The organism is Streptomyces phaeolivaceus (genome assembly GCF_009184865.1).
Classification (GTDB): domain Bacteria; phylum Actinomycetota; class Actinomycetes; order Streptomycetales; family Streptomycetaceae; genus Streptomyces; species Streptomyces phaeolivaceus.
This window is the reverse complement of record NZ_CP045096.1, coordinates 6809089-6824542: the sequence shown is the minus strand read 5'-3', so window position 1 is coordinate 6824542 and position 15454 is coordinate 6809089. Positions and strand designations below refer to the sequence as shown.

Annotated in this window: 12 protein-coding genes; 2 read left to right on the top strand and 10 right to left on the bottom strand. The window is 70.7% G+C overall.

The window, feature by feature from the left end; genetic code table 11:
- Positions 1–5 precede the first annotated feature (5 nt).
- Positions 6–1301 carry an MFS transporter gene (locus F9278_RS31660; RefSeq protein WP_152171347.1) on the top strand — a complete coding sequence of 432 codons (1296 nt, stop codon included), beginning with the start codon at positions 6–8 and terminating at the stop codon, positions 1299–1301.
- 327 nt (positions 1302–1628) lie between these two features.
- Positions 1629–2639 (top strand): sigma-70 family RNA polymerase sigma factor, encoded by a 1011-nt coding sequence (locus tag F9278_RS31655; RefSeq protein ID WP_152171346.1) that lies wholly within the window; start codon positions 1629–1631, stop codon positions 2637–2639.
- Here F9278_RS31655 and F9278_RS31650 read toward each other — a convergent pair.
- The 10 genes from F9278_RS31650 to F9278_RS31605 form a co-directional block, all read right to left on the bottom strand.
- The gene (locus F9278_RS31650; protein WP_152171345.1) at positions 2532–2930 is read right to left on the bottom strand and encodes an STAS domain-containing protein; all 399 of its coding nucleotides are present in this window, start codon (positions 2928–2930) and stop codon (positions 2532–2534) included. The two genes, F9278_RS31655 and F9278_RS31650, sit on opposite strands and share 108 nt — an antisense overlap.
- An 87-nt stretch (positions 2931–3017) precedes the next feature.
- The gene (locus tag F9278_RS31645; RefSeq protein ID WP_152174247.1) at positions 3018–4301 is read right to left on the bottom strand and encodes a thymidine phosphorylase; all 1284 of its coding nucleotides are present in this window, start codon (positions 4299–4301) and stop codon (positions 3018–3020) included.
- 87 nt (positions 4302–4388) lie between these two features.
- Positions 4389–4802, bottom strand: a complete 414-nt coding sequence (locus F9278_RS31640; RefSeq protein ID WP_152171344.1) for a cytidine deaminase — start codon at positions 4800–4802, stop codon at positions 4389–4391.
- Complete coding sequence (locus tag F9278_RS31635; protein WP_152171343.1) at positions 4799–6073, bottom strand: ABC transporter permease; 1275 nt, start codon at positions 6071–6073, stop codon at positions 4799–4801. Before F9278_RS31635 ends, F9278_RS31640 begins: the two co-directional genes overlap by 4 nt.
- Positions 6070–7206 carry an ABC transporter permease gene (locus F9278_RS31630; RefSeq protein ID WP_152171342.1) on the bottom strand — a complete coding sequence of 379 codons (1137 nt, stop codon included), beginning with the start codon at positions 7204–7206 and terminating at the stop codon, positions 6070–6072. Before F9278_RS31630 ends, F9278_RS31635 begins: the two co-directional genes overlap by 4 nt.
- Positions 7206–8789 carry an ABC transporter ATP-binding protein gene (locus F9278_RS31625; protein ID WP_152171341.1) on the bottom strand — a complete coding sequence of 528 codons (1584 nt, stop codon included), beginning with the start codon at positions 8787–8789 and terminating at the stop codon, positions 7206–7208. Before F9278_RS31625 ends, F9278_RS31630 begins: the two co-directional genes overlap by 1 nt.
- 290 nt (positions 8790–9079) lie before the next feature.
- Positions 9080–10132, bottom strand: a complete 1053-nt coding sequence (locus F9278_RS31620; RefSeq protein WP_152171340.1) for a BMP family lipoprotein — start codon at positions 10130–10132, stop codon at positions 9080–9082.
- 369 nt (positions 10133–10501) lie between these two features.
- On the bottom strand, positions 10502–11557 hold the full coding sequence (locus tag F9278_RS31615; protein WP_193241714.1) for a BMP family lipoprotein: 1056 nt from the start codon (positions 11555–11557) through the stop codon (positions 10502–10504).
- Between the two features lie 321 nt (positions 11558–11878).
- The gene (locus F9278_RS31610) at positions 11879–13132 is read right to left on the bottom strand and encodes an amidohydrolase (RefSeq protein ID WP_152171338.1); all 1254 of its coding nucleotides are present in this window, start codon (positions 13130–13132) and stop codon (positions 11879–11881) included.
- 1079 nt (positions 13133–14211) lie between these two features.
- Positions 14212–15435 carry a low temperature requirement protein A gene (locus F9278_RS31605; protein ID WP_152171337.1) on the bottom strand — a complete coding sequence of 408 codons (1224 nt, stop codon included), beginning with the start codon at positions 15433–15435 and terminating at the stop codon, positions 14212–14214.
- Between the last annotated feature and the right edge of the window lie 19 nt (positions 15436–15454).

Here is a 15454-nt window from a genome sequence, read left to right as displayed (position 1 = left end):
GAGGCATGCCTTCCGCCAGTACCGAGGCGTCCACCACCGTGGGCGCCGTATCCGCCACGTCCGACCGTTCGCCCCGTTCCCCCCGTCCGGCCGTCGTCGACTCCCGGGTGACCCCCGGTGGGCCCGGCTACCGCCGGATGAGTCTGGCGCTGTTCCTCGCGGGTGTCGCGACCTTCGCCCTCCTCTACTCCACACAGGCGCTGCTGCCGCTGATCTCGGACGGCTTCGGGACGACGGCGAGCGCGGCGAGCTGGACGGTGTCGGCGGCGACCGGTGCGCTGGCGCTGTTCGTGCTGCCGATGAGCGCGCTGTCGGAGCGGTTCGGGCGGCGTACGGTGATGACGGCGTCGCTGGCGGTCGCGGTGACGGTCGGGCTGCTGATCCCCTTCGCGCCCTCCCTGGGCGCGCTGGTCGTACTGCGGGCCGTGCAGGGCGCGGCACTGGCCGGGGTGCCGGCCTCCGCGACCGCGTATCTCGCCGAGGAGGTCCGCCCCAAGGCGCTGATCACCGCGATCGGGCTCTTCGTCGCCGGCAACAGCGTCGGCGGGATGAGCGGGCGGGTCCTCACCGGGTGGGTCGCCCAGGAGTGGGGCTGGCGGGTCGCGCTGGCCGTGCTCGGAGTGATCGCGGTGGGCTGCGCGGTGGCCTTCCGGCTGCTGCTGCCGGCGCCCAGGCACTTCGTGGCGGGGTCGCTGCGGCCCCGGGTGCTGGGGCGTACGGTCCGGGCGCATCTCTCGAACCCGTTGCTGCGGCGGCTGTACGCGATCGGCGCGCTGTTCATGACGGTCTTCGGCGGCGTCTACACGGTGATCGGCTACCGGCTGGCCGACGCACCGTTCTCGCTCCCCCAGGGTGTCATCGGGACGATCTTCCTCGTGTACCTGGTGGGTACGGTGTCCGCGTCGACCGCCGGGAGGCTGGCGGGGCGGCTCGGGCGGCGGGGCGCGCTGTATCTCGCGGGCGGTACGACGACCGCCGGGCTGCTGTTCTCGCTCTCCGACTCGCTGGTGCTGGTGCTGGTGGGGCTGGTGCTGATCACCGCCGGGTTCTTCGCGGGGCATGCCGTCGCCTCGTCGTCGGTGAGTCACACGGCGAAGGAGGGGCGGGCGCAGGCGTCCGCGCTGTACCAGTCGGCGTACTACGTGGGGTCCAGTGCGGGGAGCACGCTCGGGGCGGTGGCGTTCCACGCGGGTGGTTGGGGTGGGACCGTCTCGCTGGGGCTGCTGGCCGTGCTGGGGGTCGTGGGGATCACCGTGGTGGGGTCCCATGCGGCCCGGCGCGGGCCGGTGCCGGTTCACTGACCTTCTTTTTCGCCCCCGCCGCCCCTACCCGTCCCATCGCCAGGGGCTGCGCCCCTTCGACCCCCATCCGCGGGTCCGGTGGGGGCTGGTCGCGCGGTTCCCCGCGCCCCTGAAAAAGCAGGGCCTGCGCCCCATGCTTTTTCGGCCCGAAAGGGCCGCAGGCCCGTCAGGGGCGCGGGGAACCGCGCGAGAAGCCCCACCGGGCCCGCGGACGACACACGACCCCCCTGACCTGCCCCTTCATCCCTTCCACGAGCCATTGTCAGTGGGCTGCGGTAGCTTCCGAGGTGTTGGTACGCACAGGGATGGCACAGGGGTGGGTTGGCCATGGGTGACGGTACGGCGACGGCGACGGCGGATCTGGATGTCCGGCTGGAGAGGCACCGGGTCGAGTTGACCGGGTACTGCTATCGGATGCTCGGCTCGTCCTTCGAGGCGGAGGACGCCGTGCAGGACACGATGATCCGTGCCTGGCGGAGTTACGAGAAGTTCGAGGGGCGGTCGAGCCTGCGGTCCTGGCTGTACCGGATCGCCACGAACGTGTGTCTGGACATGCTGACCGCCGGGAACAAGAGGGCCCGTCCCATGGATCTCACCGAGTCGACACCGCTCGCCCAGGCCGCCCTCTCGCCCCGGCCGGACAACACCTGGCTGGAGCCGGTGCCGGACGCCCGGGTGCTGCCCGCCACCGCCGACCCGGCGGAGGCCGCCGTCGCCAAGGAGTCCGTGCGGCTGGCGTTCGTGGCCGCGCTGCAGCGGCTGCCGTCGAAGCAGCGCGCGGTGCTCATCCTGCGCGAGGTGCTGGCGTGGAAGGCAAGCGAGGTCGCCGAGTTGCTCGACACCTCCGTCGCCTCGGTGAACAGCGCCCTGCAGCGGGCCCGCGCGACCCTCGCCGAGGGCGGCGGACAGGGCGCCGCGGCCGATGTCTCCGATCCGCTGGACGAGGAGCAGCGCAAGCTCCTCGACCGCTATGTGGCCGCCTTCGAGGGGTACGACATGGCGGCGCTGACGGCCCTGCTGCACGAGGACGCGGTCATGACGATGCCGCCGTTCGACCTGTGGCTGACCGGGACCGGCGACATCACCGGCTTCATGACCACGCTCGGTGCGGCCTGTGCCGGATCGCATCTGGTACCGGTCGCGGTGAACGGCCTGCCGGGCTTCGCGCAGTACAAGCCGGACCCGGAGAAGGGCGGTTTCAGCGCCTGGGCCGTGCAGGTGCTGGAGATCTCAGAGGGCCGGATCGCCGGATTCCACTGCTTCCTCGACACCGCCCGCTGGTTCCCCCTCTTCGGCCTGCCCCTCCACATCGAAGGCAAGCCCGACGAAGCCCAGTAGCGCGCTCAGCGCCGGGTCGGGGTCCCGCAGCCGTATCCGGCCCCCGGCCCGCCGCGCGGCGAGCTGCAACCGGGCCAGTACGTCGACGGCGGCCAGGCCCGGTGGGCCGATACCGGCGACATCGCAGACCAGTACCCCTCCGCCGGGCCGGCCCCCGGTCCCCTCCAGTCTCGCGCGTACCTCGGCACAGAGCCCAGGCACCTCGTCCCGGGTCACGGGGCCTGGCAGCACGAGTACGGCGGGTGTCGTCGCGTCCACGATCTGTAGACCGGGCGGGATACCGGAACTCATCGCGACGCACCCGTGAGGGCGACCACACCCGCCGTGAGCCGCCATGAGCTGCCCGGACACACGTCCGGGCAGCCGCGCGGCCGTGCCTCAGGAGATCCGGTCCAGCACGATCGGGGTCGCGCTGAACGCCGTGCCCGGGGCCGCGATGTCGTACGAGCCCTCCACCGCCTCCAGGGCGTAGCCGAAGCGCTCGGGAGTGTCGGTGTGCAGGGTCAGCAGGGGCTGGCCCTCGGTCACCGTGTCGCCGGGCTTGGCGTGCATCTCGACGCCCGCGGCGGCCTGCACCGGGTCCTCCTTGCGGGCGCGTCCGGCGCCGAGCCGCCAGGCGGCGATACCGATGTCGTAGGCGTCCAGGCGGGTCAGGACGCCCGAGGCGGTCGCCTTCACCACGTGCTGCTCGCGGGAGGTCGGGAGCGCGGCGTCGGGGTCGCCGCCCTGGGCCGCGATCATGCGGCGCCAGGCGTCCATCGCCGAGCCGTCGGCCAGGGCCTTCGCCGGGTCGGCGTCCTTCACCCCGGCGGCGTCGAGCATCTCCCGGGCCAGCGCGATCGTCAGTTCCACGACGTCCGCCGGGCCGCCGCCCGCCAGGACCTCGACCGACTCGCGGACCTCCAGCGCGTTGCCGGCGGTGAGGCCGAGGGGGGTCGACATGTCCGTCAGGAGGGCGACCGTCTTGACGCCGTGGTCGGTGCCGAGGCCGACCATCGTGGACGCCAGTTCCCGCGCGTCCTCCAGCGTCTTCATGAAGGCCCCGCTGCCCACCTTCACGTCCAGGACCAGGGAGCCCGTACCCTCGGCGATCTTCTTCGACATGATCGAGGAGGCGATCAGGGGGATGGTTTCCACGGTGCCCGTGACGTCCCGCAGGGCGTAGAGCTTCTTGTCGGCCGGGGCCAGGCCGTCGCCCGCCGCGCAGATCACCGCGCCCACCTCGTCCAGGACGTTCAGCATCTCCTCGTTCGACAGCAGCGCCCGCCAGCCGGGGATGGACTCCAGCTTGTCGAGGGTGCCGCCGGTGTGGCCGAGGCCCCGGCCGGAGAGCTGGGGGACGGCCGCGCCGCAGGCCGCGACCAGGGGGGCGAGGGGGAGGGTGATCTTGTCGCCGACGCCGCCGGTGGAGTGCTTGTCGGCGGTGGGGCGGGACAGGGACGAGAAGTCCATGCGCTCGCCGGAGGCGATCATCGCGGCCGTCCAGCGGGCGATCTCGCGGCGGTCCATGCCGTTGAGGAGGATCGCCATGTTGAGGGCGGCCATCTGGTAGTCGGCGACCTCGCCGCGGGTGTACGCGTCGATGACCCAGTCGATCTGCTCGTCACTGAGTTCACCGCGGTCCCGCTTGGTGCGGATGACGGAGACGGCGTCCATCGACAAAGACGGCAGAGAGGTCATGGCGTTCCTTTCCAGGGTCCGAAAGCGTGCGGCCCCTCCGACCGTTCGTCAGGAGGGGCCGCACGGGAGTCACTTGGTGAGATGGTCCGGGCCGAAGGCCTGGGGCAGCATCTCCGAGAGGGGCAGGATTCCCGCCGGGGTCTCCAGCAGGAGGTCCGGGCCGCCGAACTCGTGGAGGAGCTGACGGCAGCGACCGCACGGGACGAGGATGTCGCCCTTGCCGTCCACACAGGTGAAGTGGGTGAGCCGGCCGCCGCCGCTGTTCTGCAGCGCCGAGACCAGACCGCACTCCGCGCACAGACCGAGGCCGTAACTGGCGTTCTCGACGTTGCAGCCGGAGACGATTCGGCCGTCGTCGACGAGGGCGGCCACCCCGACCGGGTAGCCGGAGTACGGGGCGTACGCCCGGGACATGGCGTCCCGGGCCACCGACCGCAGCTTCTCCCAGTCGACGTCCGCGGCGGCGGCCCGGACGGCGGTCACTTGCCCTGGCCCTTCCGGTACGGCAGTCCGTCCGCCTTCGGCATGCGCAGGCGTTGGGCGGAGAGCGCGAGGACGATCAGGGTGATGACGTACGGCGTGGCGGCGACGACCTGGTTGGGGACCTCGTTGGTGGTCGCGTACCAGGTGAAGACCAGGGCGCCGATGACGAAGGTGATCGCGGCGGCCACGTACTTCTTGCGGACGGCCTGCCAGATCGCTCCGATGATCAGCAGCAGGGCGCCGAGGAGCAGCAGGGCGTGGACGTTCTCGGAGCCGCCGCGCAGGTTGAGGCTGTCGGTGTAGCCGAAGAGGCCGGCGCCGAGGGCGAGTCCGCCCGGCATCCAGTTGCCGAAGATCATCGCGGCGAGGCCGATGTAGCCGCGTCCGCTGGTCTGGCCCTCCAGGTAGAAGGGGTTGGCGACGATGGAGAGGAAGGCGCCGCCGAGGCCGGCCAGTCCGCCGGAGATGATCACGGCGAGGTACTTGTACTTGTAGACGTTGACGCCGAGGGACTCGGCGGCGACCGGGTTCTCACCGCAGGAGCGCAGCCGCAGACCGAAGGCGGTGCGCCACAGGATCCACCAGGTGGCGGGGATCAGGGCGACGGCGACGAGGGTCAGCCAGGAGACGTTGGTGACCAGGCCGCCGAGCAGGCCGGCGAGGTCGGAGACGAAGAACCAGCCCTTCTCGTTGAGGGTCTGGAGCGCGTCCGACAGGCCGGGGACGGTGAAGTCGCCGAGGGAGTCGACGGGCGGGGACTGCTTGGCGGAGCCGCCCTGGTGGCCCTCGAAGGCGAGGGGGGCGAGATAGCGGGTGGCGCCGAGGGCGAGGATGTTGATGGCCACACCGGAGACGATGTGGTTGACGTTGAAGGTGACGGTGACGAAGGCGTGCAGCAGACCGCCGAGGGCGCCGCCGGCGATGCCGACCAGGACACCGGTCCAGGGGCCGTACTGGAAACCGGCCCAGGCGCCGAACCAGGTGCCGAGGATCATCATGCCTTCGAGGCCGATGTTGACGACGCCCGCGCGCTCGGCCCACAGACCGCCGAGACCGGCGAGGCCGATCGGGACGGCCAGTTCCAGCGCGGTGGACATCTGGCTGACGTTGGTGATGCCGTCGGCGCCGGTGATGATGCGGACGATCGAGGTGAGTGCCAGGACGCCGGAGATGACCAGCAGCAGCACGGGCAGCGACAGCTTGCGGCCGGTCGGGGCGGTCGGCTCCAGCGAGGGCTGGTTGAGGTCGGTCGCGGTGGTGCTCGTGGTCATCGGCCCGACACCTCCTTCTTGACGTCGTTGTTGTCGGAGGCGTCCGCGCCGAGGACATGCCCGGCGGCCAGTTCGGCGCCGACCCGGCGCTGCTGGCGGCGCAGACCCCACTCGCGCACGGTCTCGTAGGAGACGACGACCGAGAGCACGATCAGGCCCTGCATGATGACCGCGATCTCCTTGTCGTAGCCGTGGAAGTCCAGCTCCGGGGAGGCCTTGTCGAGCCAGGCCCACAGCAGGGCGGCGAAGGCGATGCCGACGGGGCCGTTACGGCCGAGGAGGGCGATGCCGATACCGAGGAAGCCGATGCCGGTGGGGAAGTTGAGGCTGTACGTGTGGGTGTCGCCGAGGAGGATCGGCAGGCCCGCGAGGCCCGCGACACCGCCGGAGATCAGCATGGCGGTGAGGATCATGCGCTTGGGGTCGACACCGCTGGCCGCGGCGGCCGACTCCGAGGCGCCGGAGGCGCGCAGGTCGAAGCCGAAGCGGGTGCGGTTGATGACGATCCAGTAGCCGATGCCGAGGAGGACGGCGAGCAGGACCAGGCCGTAGATCTCGCCGGCCTTGCCCATGTCGATGCCGGGGACCCAGCCGGACTCGGCCATCTCGCCGGTGGTGTTGTTGTTGCCGACCTTGACGCCGAAGACGTTCGGCAGCCAGAGGTAGCCGATGACGGAGGTGGCGATCGCGTTCAGCATGATCGAGGCGACGACCTCGCTGACGCCCCGGGTGACCTTGAGGACACCGACGATGCCGGCCCAGAAGGCGCCGGTGAGGATCGCGGTGAGCATCAGCAGCGGGATCTGCAGGACCGCGGGCAGGTCGACATGGGCGCCGACGATCGCGGTGATCATGGCCCCGAGGAGGTACTGGCCGTCGACACCGATGTTGAACAGGTTCATCCGGAAGCCGATGGCCACCGCGAGGGCCGCGACGTAGTACAGCGAGGCCTGGTTGATGATCCGGACCTGGATGTCGGAGAACGTGGCCTGCTCGAACATGATCGTGAACGGCTCGACCGGGTTCTTGCCGGAGGCGAGCAGCACGATCGCGGTGAGGGCGAAGGCCACGGCGAGCGCGAGGACCGGGCCGGCGACGGCGAGGAGCACCCGCTCCTTGTCGAACTTCTTCATCAGTTGGCCTCGTCTTCCGGAGACTCGCCGGCCTCGGGGGCCTTGCGCGGGTCGGGAGTCTCGGGGGTCTCTTCGTGTGCGAGGTGGCCGGTGGCGGCGCCGGTCATGGCCGAGCCCAGCTCCTCGGGGGTGATGGTGGCCGGGTCGGCGTCGGCGACCAGCTTGCCGTTGTAGATGACCCGGAGGGTGTCGGACAGACCGATCAGCTCGTCCAGGTCGGCGGAGATCAGCAGCACGGCCAGGCCCTCGCGGCGGGCCTCACGGATCTGGTCCCAGATCTGGGCCTGCGCCCCGACGTCCACACCGCGGGTGGGGTGGGCGGCGATCAGGAAGCGCGGCTTGTGGCTCATCTCGCGGCCGACGATCAGCTTCTGCTGGTTGCCGCCGGAGAGGGAGGCGGCGGTGACGTCGATGCCGGGGGTGCGGACGTCGTACTCGGCGACGATCCGGCGGGTGTCCTCCTGGGCGGCCTTCGGGTCGAGCCAGACGCCCTTGGCGTTGGGCCGCTCGGTCACATGGCCGAGGATACGGTTCTCCCAGAGGGGGGCCTCCAGCAGCAGACCGTGCCGGTGGCGGTCCTCGGGGATGTAGCCGATGCCCTGCTCGCGGCGCTTGCGGGTGGCCCAGGTGGTGATCTCGTCGTCGGCGAGCGCGATCGTGCCGGAGTCGGCGGACTTCAGGCCGATGAGCGCGTCGACCAGCTCGGTCTGGCCGTTGCCCTCGACACCGGCGAGGCCGAGGACCTCGCCCGCGTGGATGGTGAAGGTGATGTCGTCGAGCAGCGCCTTGCCGCCGACGGCCTCCAGGCGCAGGTCCTTGACGGTGAGGACGGGGCGGTCGGTGACCGTGGACTCGGCCGTCTCGGGGGTGGGCAGTTCGCTGCCGACCATCAGCTCGGCGAGCTGGCGCGGAGTGGTCTCGGCGGGGACGGCCGTGCCGACGGTCGTACCGCGCCGGATGACGGTGATCTCGTCGGCGACCGACAGCACCTCGCCCAGCTTGTGCGAGATGAAGATGACCGCGAGGCCCTGCGCCTTCAGTTCGCGCAGGTTGGTGAAGAGGGCCTCGACCTCCTGGGGCACGAGCACGGCGGTCGGCTCGTCCAGGATCAGGGTGCGGGCGCCGCGGTAGAGGACCTTGAGGATCTCCACGCGCTGGCGCTCGGCGACGCCGAGTTCCTCGACCAGGACGTCGGGGCGCACCCCGAAGCCGTACCGGTCGGAGATCTCCTTGATCTTGCGGCGGGCCTTGCCGCTGATGCCGTACAGCTTCTCGCTGCCGAGGACCACGTTCTCCAGGACCGTGAGGTTGTCGGCGAGCATGAAGTGCTGGTGCACCATGCCGATGCCGCGCACGATGGCGTCGGCCGGGGACGAGAACGAGACCTGCTCGCCGTCGACCGCGATGGTGCCCTCGTCCGGCTTCTGCATGCCGTAGAGGATCTTCATCAGGGTCGACTTGCCGGCGCCGTTCTCTCCGACGAGGGCGTGGACGGTGCCCTTGCGCACGGTGAGGTGGATGTCGTGGTTGGCCACGACGCCGGGGAATCGCTTGGTGATCCCGGCGAGTTCTACGGCGGTCACCGTGTCGTTGACCGCCGCGTCGGCCGGAGGGCTGCTGGACGCGTTGATGGCGCACTCTCCTGGGAAAGGGGGTCGTCTACGCGCGTAGCGCCCCTACGGCATCGGAAGCGGGCGGCGACGTACTTAGACAACGGGGTACAGGGAGCGATGCTCCCCGTACCCCGTTGAGCGCACGTAACCCCGCGGTTACCGGCGGCTCCGGGAGTGCGGTGCCTCGGTGGTGTCCGAGACTCCCCCGGCAGCCGCCCGGCTGCTCATGGTGTGACTGGGTCAGCGGATCTCGACCTCGATCAGCTGGTCCTGACCTTGATCTCGCCGCTGATGATCTTCTCCTTGGCCGTGGTGATGGCCTCCTGGAGTTCGGTGTCGTTCTTGAACTTCGGGTTGGAGTCCGCGAGGCCGACCTCGCCCGTCTTCAGATCGCCCCTGACGATACCGGTCCCGGGCTTGCCGTCCTCGACCGACTTCGCCAGGTTGTACACCGCCTTGGCGACGTCCTTCGTCGCCGAGGTCAGGATGGAGTCCTTGTACTTCGCGAGGGCTTCCTGCCGGTACTGGTCGGAGTCGACGCCGATCGCCCAGATCCTGTTCGCGGCGGCGGCCTCGATCACACCCTGGCCGGACAGACCGGCCGCCGCGTACACGACGTCGGCCTTCTTCTCGATCTGGCCCTCGGCGGCCGTCTTGCCCTTGTCGGGGCTGGAGAAGCCGCCCTCCTCGGCCGTCTGGGTCAGGTACTGGGTGAGCACCTTCGCCTTCGGGTTGGTGTCCTTGACGCCCTGCTCGAAACCGGCCTGGAACTTGTGGATCAGCGGGATGTCCACACCGCCCACGAAGCCGACCGTGTTCGTCTCGGTGGCCCTGGCCGCCGCGACGCCCGCGAGGTACGAGGCCTGCTCCTCGGAGAAGACCAGGTCCGCGACGTTGTCCAGCTGGACCGTGGAGTCGTCGACGATGCCGAAGGTGGTGTCCGGGTACTGCTCGGCGGCGGCCTTCACGGCCGTCGCGTACGCGTAGCCGACGCCGACGACCGGGTTGTAGCCCTGCTTGGCCAGGGAGACCAGGCGCTGCTCCTTGTCCGCGTCCGTCTCGCCCTCGGTGGGCTCGATGTCCTGCGTCTTGTACCCGAACTCCTTCTTCGCCTGCTCCAGGCCCGCGTAGGCCGCGTCGTTGAAGGACTGGTCGCCCTTGCCGCCGACGTCGTACGCGATGGCGAGGCCCAGGTCGCCCTTGGAGTCGGCGGAGGACGAGGCCTCCGACGAGGTACCGCCGCAGGCGGAGAGGGCGAGGGCGAGGGAGGCGGTCGCTGCGCCTGCGACCGCGAGGCGGGAAACCCGGCGCATGTGTGGTGCTCCTGTCGTACAGCGCCGGAGGGTACGGATCAGGGTACTGATCAGTAATGCTTCGCAGCATCGGCGCCTTATATAGCTTTCGCCGCAGAGTAACGCGCGTAGACCCTCCGGGTGAAGGGTGGTGGACCACGTTGTTATGGGGCCGTGTTTTTAGGGTGCCCGGGGGTGGTGTGGGGGTTCGGGGGTCGCGTTTCGGGTGCGGGTGCGTTGTGGCTGGTCGCGCCCACGCGGCGGAGCCGCATATCGATACAGCCTCGCGCCCCTTTGGGGCCCGCTGCCCCTCACCGGCGTACGAATACGGGAAGCGGGCGGGTGTACACGTACACCCGCCCGCTGTCGGCGCTCATCGCGGATACGGACCTACTCGGTCTTCACCTTGATCGTGCCGTCGATGATGCCCGCCTTGGCCTTGGCGATCGCGTCGGTGAGGCCGGCGATCTCGCCCATCTTCGGGTTGGAGTCGGCGAGGCCGACGCCGTCCACCTTCAGGTCGAAGGTCTGGACGCCCGTGAGGGGCTTGCCGTCCTCGACGGACTTGGCGAGGGAGTAGACCGCGCCGCCGACGTCCTTCAGGGCGGAGGTGAGGATGTACTCCTTGTAGGGGGCCAGGGCCTCCTGGTTGTACTGGTCGGAGTCGACGCCGATCGCCCAGACCTTGGCCTTGGCGGCGGCCTCGATGACACCCTGGCCGGACAGACCGGCGGCCTGGTACAGGACGTCGGCGTCCTTCTCGATCTGGCCCTCGGCGGCGGCCTTGCCCTTGTCGGGGCTGGAGAAGCCACCCTCCTCGGCCGTCTGGGTCAGGTACTGCGAGAGGACCTTGACCTTGGAGTTGGTGTCCTCGACGCCCTGCTTGTAGCCGGCCTCGAACTTGTGGATCAGCGGAATGTCCACACCGCCGATGAAGCCGACCGTGTTCGTCTTGGTGGCCTTGGCCGCCGCGACACCGGCGAGGTACGAGGCCTCCTGCTCGGCGAAGACGAGGGACGCGACGTTGTCGCCCTCGACGACCGAGTCGACGATGCCGAAGGAGGTGTCCGGGTACGCCTTGGCGGCGGCCTCCATGGCGGGGCCGTAGGCGAAGCCGACGCCGATGACCGGGTTGTAGCCCTGCTTGGCCAGGGACTCCAGACGCTGCTGCTTGTCGGCGTCCGTCTCGCCCTCGGTGGGCTCGATGTCCTCGGTCTGGTAGTCGAACTCCTTCTGAGCCTTCTCCAGGCCCGCGTACGCCGCGTCGTTGAAGGACTGGTCGCCCTTGCCGCCGATGTCGTACGCGATCGCGAGACCCTTTTCGCTCTTGCTGGTCTCGCTGTCGCTGCCGCTGCTCTCGCTGCTGGTGCCACCACAGGCCGTGGCGGCGAGTGCCAGCGACGCGACCCCCACCGCGACGCGGGTCAGTTTGGAAATCCGACGCATTTTGAAGTTCCCCATCTTCTCCACAGCCCCGCGACCGGGTGCTCAGTTCGGCGCACATTAACGCGCGTAGACACTCCTGGGAACGGGGTTTCGACTGGCCGTTATCCATTCGTGCCGATGGCCGGTTACGTCCTCGTGAACCATGGGATCGAAAGGGATGTGTGGGGCAGAGCGCCTCTCACACCCCTCGCGTTCCGTGTACGTGGGGTGACTTCAGCGTGAAGGTGCGCGGTCCGTACGGGGGTCGTACGGGCACGCGCACCAGGCTGCCGCGAGGGTGGGCGGGCCGCAACCCGGGGAGGGCGGGGCCCCGGGCGGGCCCTACCGGCCGGCCGTGTCCAGGGCGCGCATCCGGGCGTCCAGGAGGGCGGCGGCGGTGAAGAGTTCGACGCCCACGGTGATGGCGTGCTCGTCGGCGTCGAAGTCGCCCTGGTGGAGGTCGCGGACGGTGAGGTCGCCCGGACGGCGGACGCCCAGGCGGGCCATGGCGCCGGGGACGTGCTCCAGGTACCAGGAGAAGTCCTCGCCGCCGAGGCTCTGCTCGGTGTCCTCGACGGACTTGACGCCGCGGCGGGCCACCATCGAGTCGTGGAGGAGTTCGGTGACCACGGGATCGTTGACGACCGGCGGGACGCCCCGGATGTAGTTGATCTCGGGCTTGGCGCGGTGCATGGTCGCGACCTCGTGGACCGCCTCGTGGATGAGGTCGGGGGCCTGCCGCCAGGCGTTGATGTCCAGGCAGCGGACGGTGCCGGACAGCTCCGCGTGCTGCGGGATGACATTCGGGGCGTGGCCCGACTCGATACGGCCCCAGGTCACGACGAGCCCGGCGCGGGCGTCGAACCGGCGGCCGACCAGCGCGGGCACGTCGGTGACGACGCGGGCGGCGGCGGTGACCAGGTCGGTGGTGAGGTGGGGGCGCGCGGTGTGGCCGCCGGGGCCGTCGAGGGACAGCTCCAGCCGGTCGCAGGCCGAGGTGATGGGGCCGTGGCGGAGGCCGATGAAACCGGCGTCGACCCTGGGGTCGCAGTGCACGGCGATGATCCGGCCCACGCCGTCGAGGGCGCCGGTCTTGATCACGTCGGCGGCGCCGCCGGGCAGGACCTCCTCGGCGGGCTGGAAGATCAGCCGGACCGGGCGGGGCAGCCGGCCCTCGCGGTGCAGTTCGGCGAGGACCAGGCCGGCGCCGAGGACGACGGTGGTGTGCACGTCGTGGCCGCATGCGTGGGCGCGGTCCGGGACGGTGGAGCGGTAGTCGCAGTCCACCTTGGTGTCCGGGATGGGGAGGGCGTCGATGTCCGCGCGCAGGGCGAGGGCGGAGCTGTCGGTGCCGTTCCAGACGCCGATGTCACAGATGAGTCCGGTGCCGCTGGGGAGCACGCGCGGGTGCAGGCCTGCCTTCTCCAGGCGGGCCTTGATCGCGGCGGTCGTGCGGAACTCCTGGTTGCCGAGCTCCGGGTGCATGTGCAAGTCGCGGCGGAAGGCGACGAGTTCGGCACGCAGGGCTTCCGGCAACGTGCCGGGGAGCGACGCTTCGGCTTCCCCTGGCTGATCGGCCTCGGACTCTCGGGACATCAGTTGGTTCACCCTCTGAAGGGTAGGGCGATCGGGCGACCTTCTCACCCTCGATCAACAAAAAATCAGCCCGCGAGGGGGAGATTTCCGGTCGCACAACGCATACGAATGGGCAGGGATGGGTATACCCGGCCGCCTCTTCGCGGGCAGGTGGACCTCGGGGACTCTGAGGAAGGAGCGCCGGGGTTGCCCGCGAATCTCTTCGTCTAAACGTCCGGGGGTGTCCGGACGATTCCCACACTCCACGGATACCACGTCCGCGCCGCCCCACCGTCCCGGAACCGTCTCCGCCGCGCGCCGGTTCGGTTACGCCGTGTGTGCGAAGGGGTCCCCCCGGGAGGCGTCGCAGTCGGGAAGACGAGTGCCCCGGGACGCCGTTGGCCTGCGGTTGCGCGGGGCGTGCGGGGCGCGGGGGCCGTGCGGGGCGATCGGGTGGCGCGAGGGTGGCGCACGGGTGGCGTTGGTGACGGGGATCACGGAAGCGACAGGGGGCGCGAGCCCATCCCAAGAACAACCGGCGCACGAACCTCACCACCCGCCCAGCCGGAGCCCACCGAAGCGCCGCCCCCGGCCGACCCGTCCGCCCACACGGCGACCGAGGCCGGCCGATCCACCCCTTCCGGCCCGCTGGCCCGCCTGCGCAACCGAGGTCGACCGACCCGCCAGGCTGACCCGCGGCCGACCGGCTCGCCCAACCTCGACTCGGCTGCGCAATTCGGCTGAGCAGCAGGGACCCGCTGGAAAAGCCGCACCGGCCACCGCGTCATCGCAGGTCGCGGTCCGGGCGGCGGAGGCTCCCTGGAATTGCGCAGCAGAGTCAACCTCACGGCCAAAGCCACCAAACGCCCCCCGGCAGACAGGTCCGCTCACCCGCCCGAGGCCGGCCGACCCACCGCTCCCGACCCACCGGCCCGCCGTCTCACCAACCGCCGACCACTCCTCTCCCTACCCCCTCGGCCACCCCCATCGCCTCGCCCTGCCGCCGAGCCCCCGCCCCTCATCCCGCCTCCCGACCGGCTCACCCCTCGCCCCACCTCCAACCGGCCCACCCCACCCCCCGCAGCTGACCCGCCCACCCCTCAGTCGGCAGCCGGTGGCTGGAATGGGGTCTCGGGGGTTGTGGGCCGGGCTGGGTGGGTGTGCAGGAGGAGTACGGCGGTGATCGTGGCGGTCAGGGCGGCGAGGGCGGCGAGGGCTGGGATGTGGGGGATCAGGGGGCCCGCTGCCACGCAGGCCGTGCCGGTGGCGAGGAGGGCCGGGGTGGGGCGGCCCGTGGTGCGGAGCAGGATCGCGGCGGCGGCGAGGAGGAAGAGGCCCGTGCCGCCCGGCAGGGCCCAGGCGGGCATCCCGTGGAGGGGCTCGGCCAGGCCGTAGTGGTCCGTGTCGGCGACCTGGTGGAGGGTCTTCTTCATGCCGAGGGCGGTGATCACGACACCGGCCACCAGCGGCAGGTGGAGGAAGGTGTAGACGTCGCGGGCCAGGACCGTGCGGTCGTCGCCGGTCAGTTCGGCGAGGCGGTGCTCGGCCGGCTCGGCGACACCGTGGAAGTACAGCCGCCAGAGGGCCGCGACGGCCAGCAGGCCGAGGGCGGCGGCGGCCACCACCGGGACGGACACCGGATGGCCGGTGACACCGACGCCGATCGCGACGATGGACTCGCCCAGCGCGATGATGACGATCAGGCCGTGGCGTTCGGAGAAGTGGGCGGGGGAGGCCAGGCGCCAGCCCGATCTCCCGGTGATGAAGATGCCCGCGTAGTCGATGATCACCGCGGCCAGCCAGATCAGGATCCGGGTGACGCCGTCGAAGGCCGCGCCCACCAGCAGCAGGGTGAACGGCGGGAGCACCGAGAGCAGGGCGGTACGGCGCAGGGTGGCGCGCAGGGCCGTGTCGTCGGAGGCGGAGAGCCAGTAGGTCACCAGGTGCAGCACGCGGACCGCGCCGTAGCAGGCCACGAAGAGCAGGGGCGCGTCCAGGCCGCCCGGGGCGTCGTCGTAGACCTCGGGGACCGTGAGCGAGACCACCAGGACGACCGCCATCACCGCGACCAGGACGGCGAACATGCCGCCGGAGTCGGCGCGGACGACGTTGCCGAGCCAGGCGAAGCAGCACCAGCACCACCACAGGAGGGCGAGGACGACCATGCCGCCCAGCAGCCGCAGGGCGGTGGGGTCGGCGGCCATCAGGGCGGTGACCTGGGTGATCGCGTAGACGAAGACGAGGTCGAAGAAGAGTTCGGCGGGGGTGACCCTGTGGTCGTCCGCCGTGGGTGTCAGCCGGGTGCGTTCGCCGTGTGTCGTCACAACTCCCCCTTGCGGGGCG

Bases quoted from the DNA above. Each gene is read 5' to 3' on its own strand.
- F9278_RS31660 (WP_152171347.1), top strand. From the start codon at position 6: ATGCCTTCCGCCAGTACCGAGGCGTCCACCACCGTGGGCGCCGTATCC.
- F9278_RS31655 (WP_152171346.1), top strand. From the start codon at position 1,629: ATGGGTGACGGTACGGCGACGGCGACGGCGGATCTGGATGTCCGGCTG.
- F9278_RS31650 (WP_152171345.1), bottom strand. From the start codon at position 2,930: ATGAGTTCCGGTATCCCGCCCGGTCTACAGATCGTGGACGCGACGACA.
- F9278_RS31635 (WP_152171343.1), bottom strand. From the start codon at position 6,073: ATGACCACGAGCACCACCGCGACCGACCTCAACCAGCCCTCGCTGGAG.
- F9278_RS31630 (WP_152171342.1), bottom strand. From the start codon at position 7,206: ATGAAGAAGTTCGACAAGGAGCGGGTGCTCCTCGCCGTCGCCGGCCCG.
- F9278_RS31620 (WP_152171340.1), bottom strand. From the start codon at position 10,132: ATGCGCCGGGTTTCCCGCCTCGCGGTCGCAGGCGCAGCGACCGCCTCC.
- F9278_RS31615 (WP_193241714.1), bottom strand. From the start codon at position 11,557: ATGCGTCGGATTTCCAAACTGACCCGCGTCGCGGTGGGGGTCGCGTCG.
- F9278_RS31610 (WP_152171338.1), bottom strand. From the start codon at position 13,132: ATGTCCCGAGAGTCCGAGGCCGATCAGCCAGGGGAAGCCGAAGCGTCG.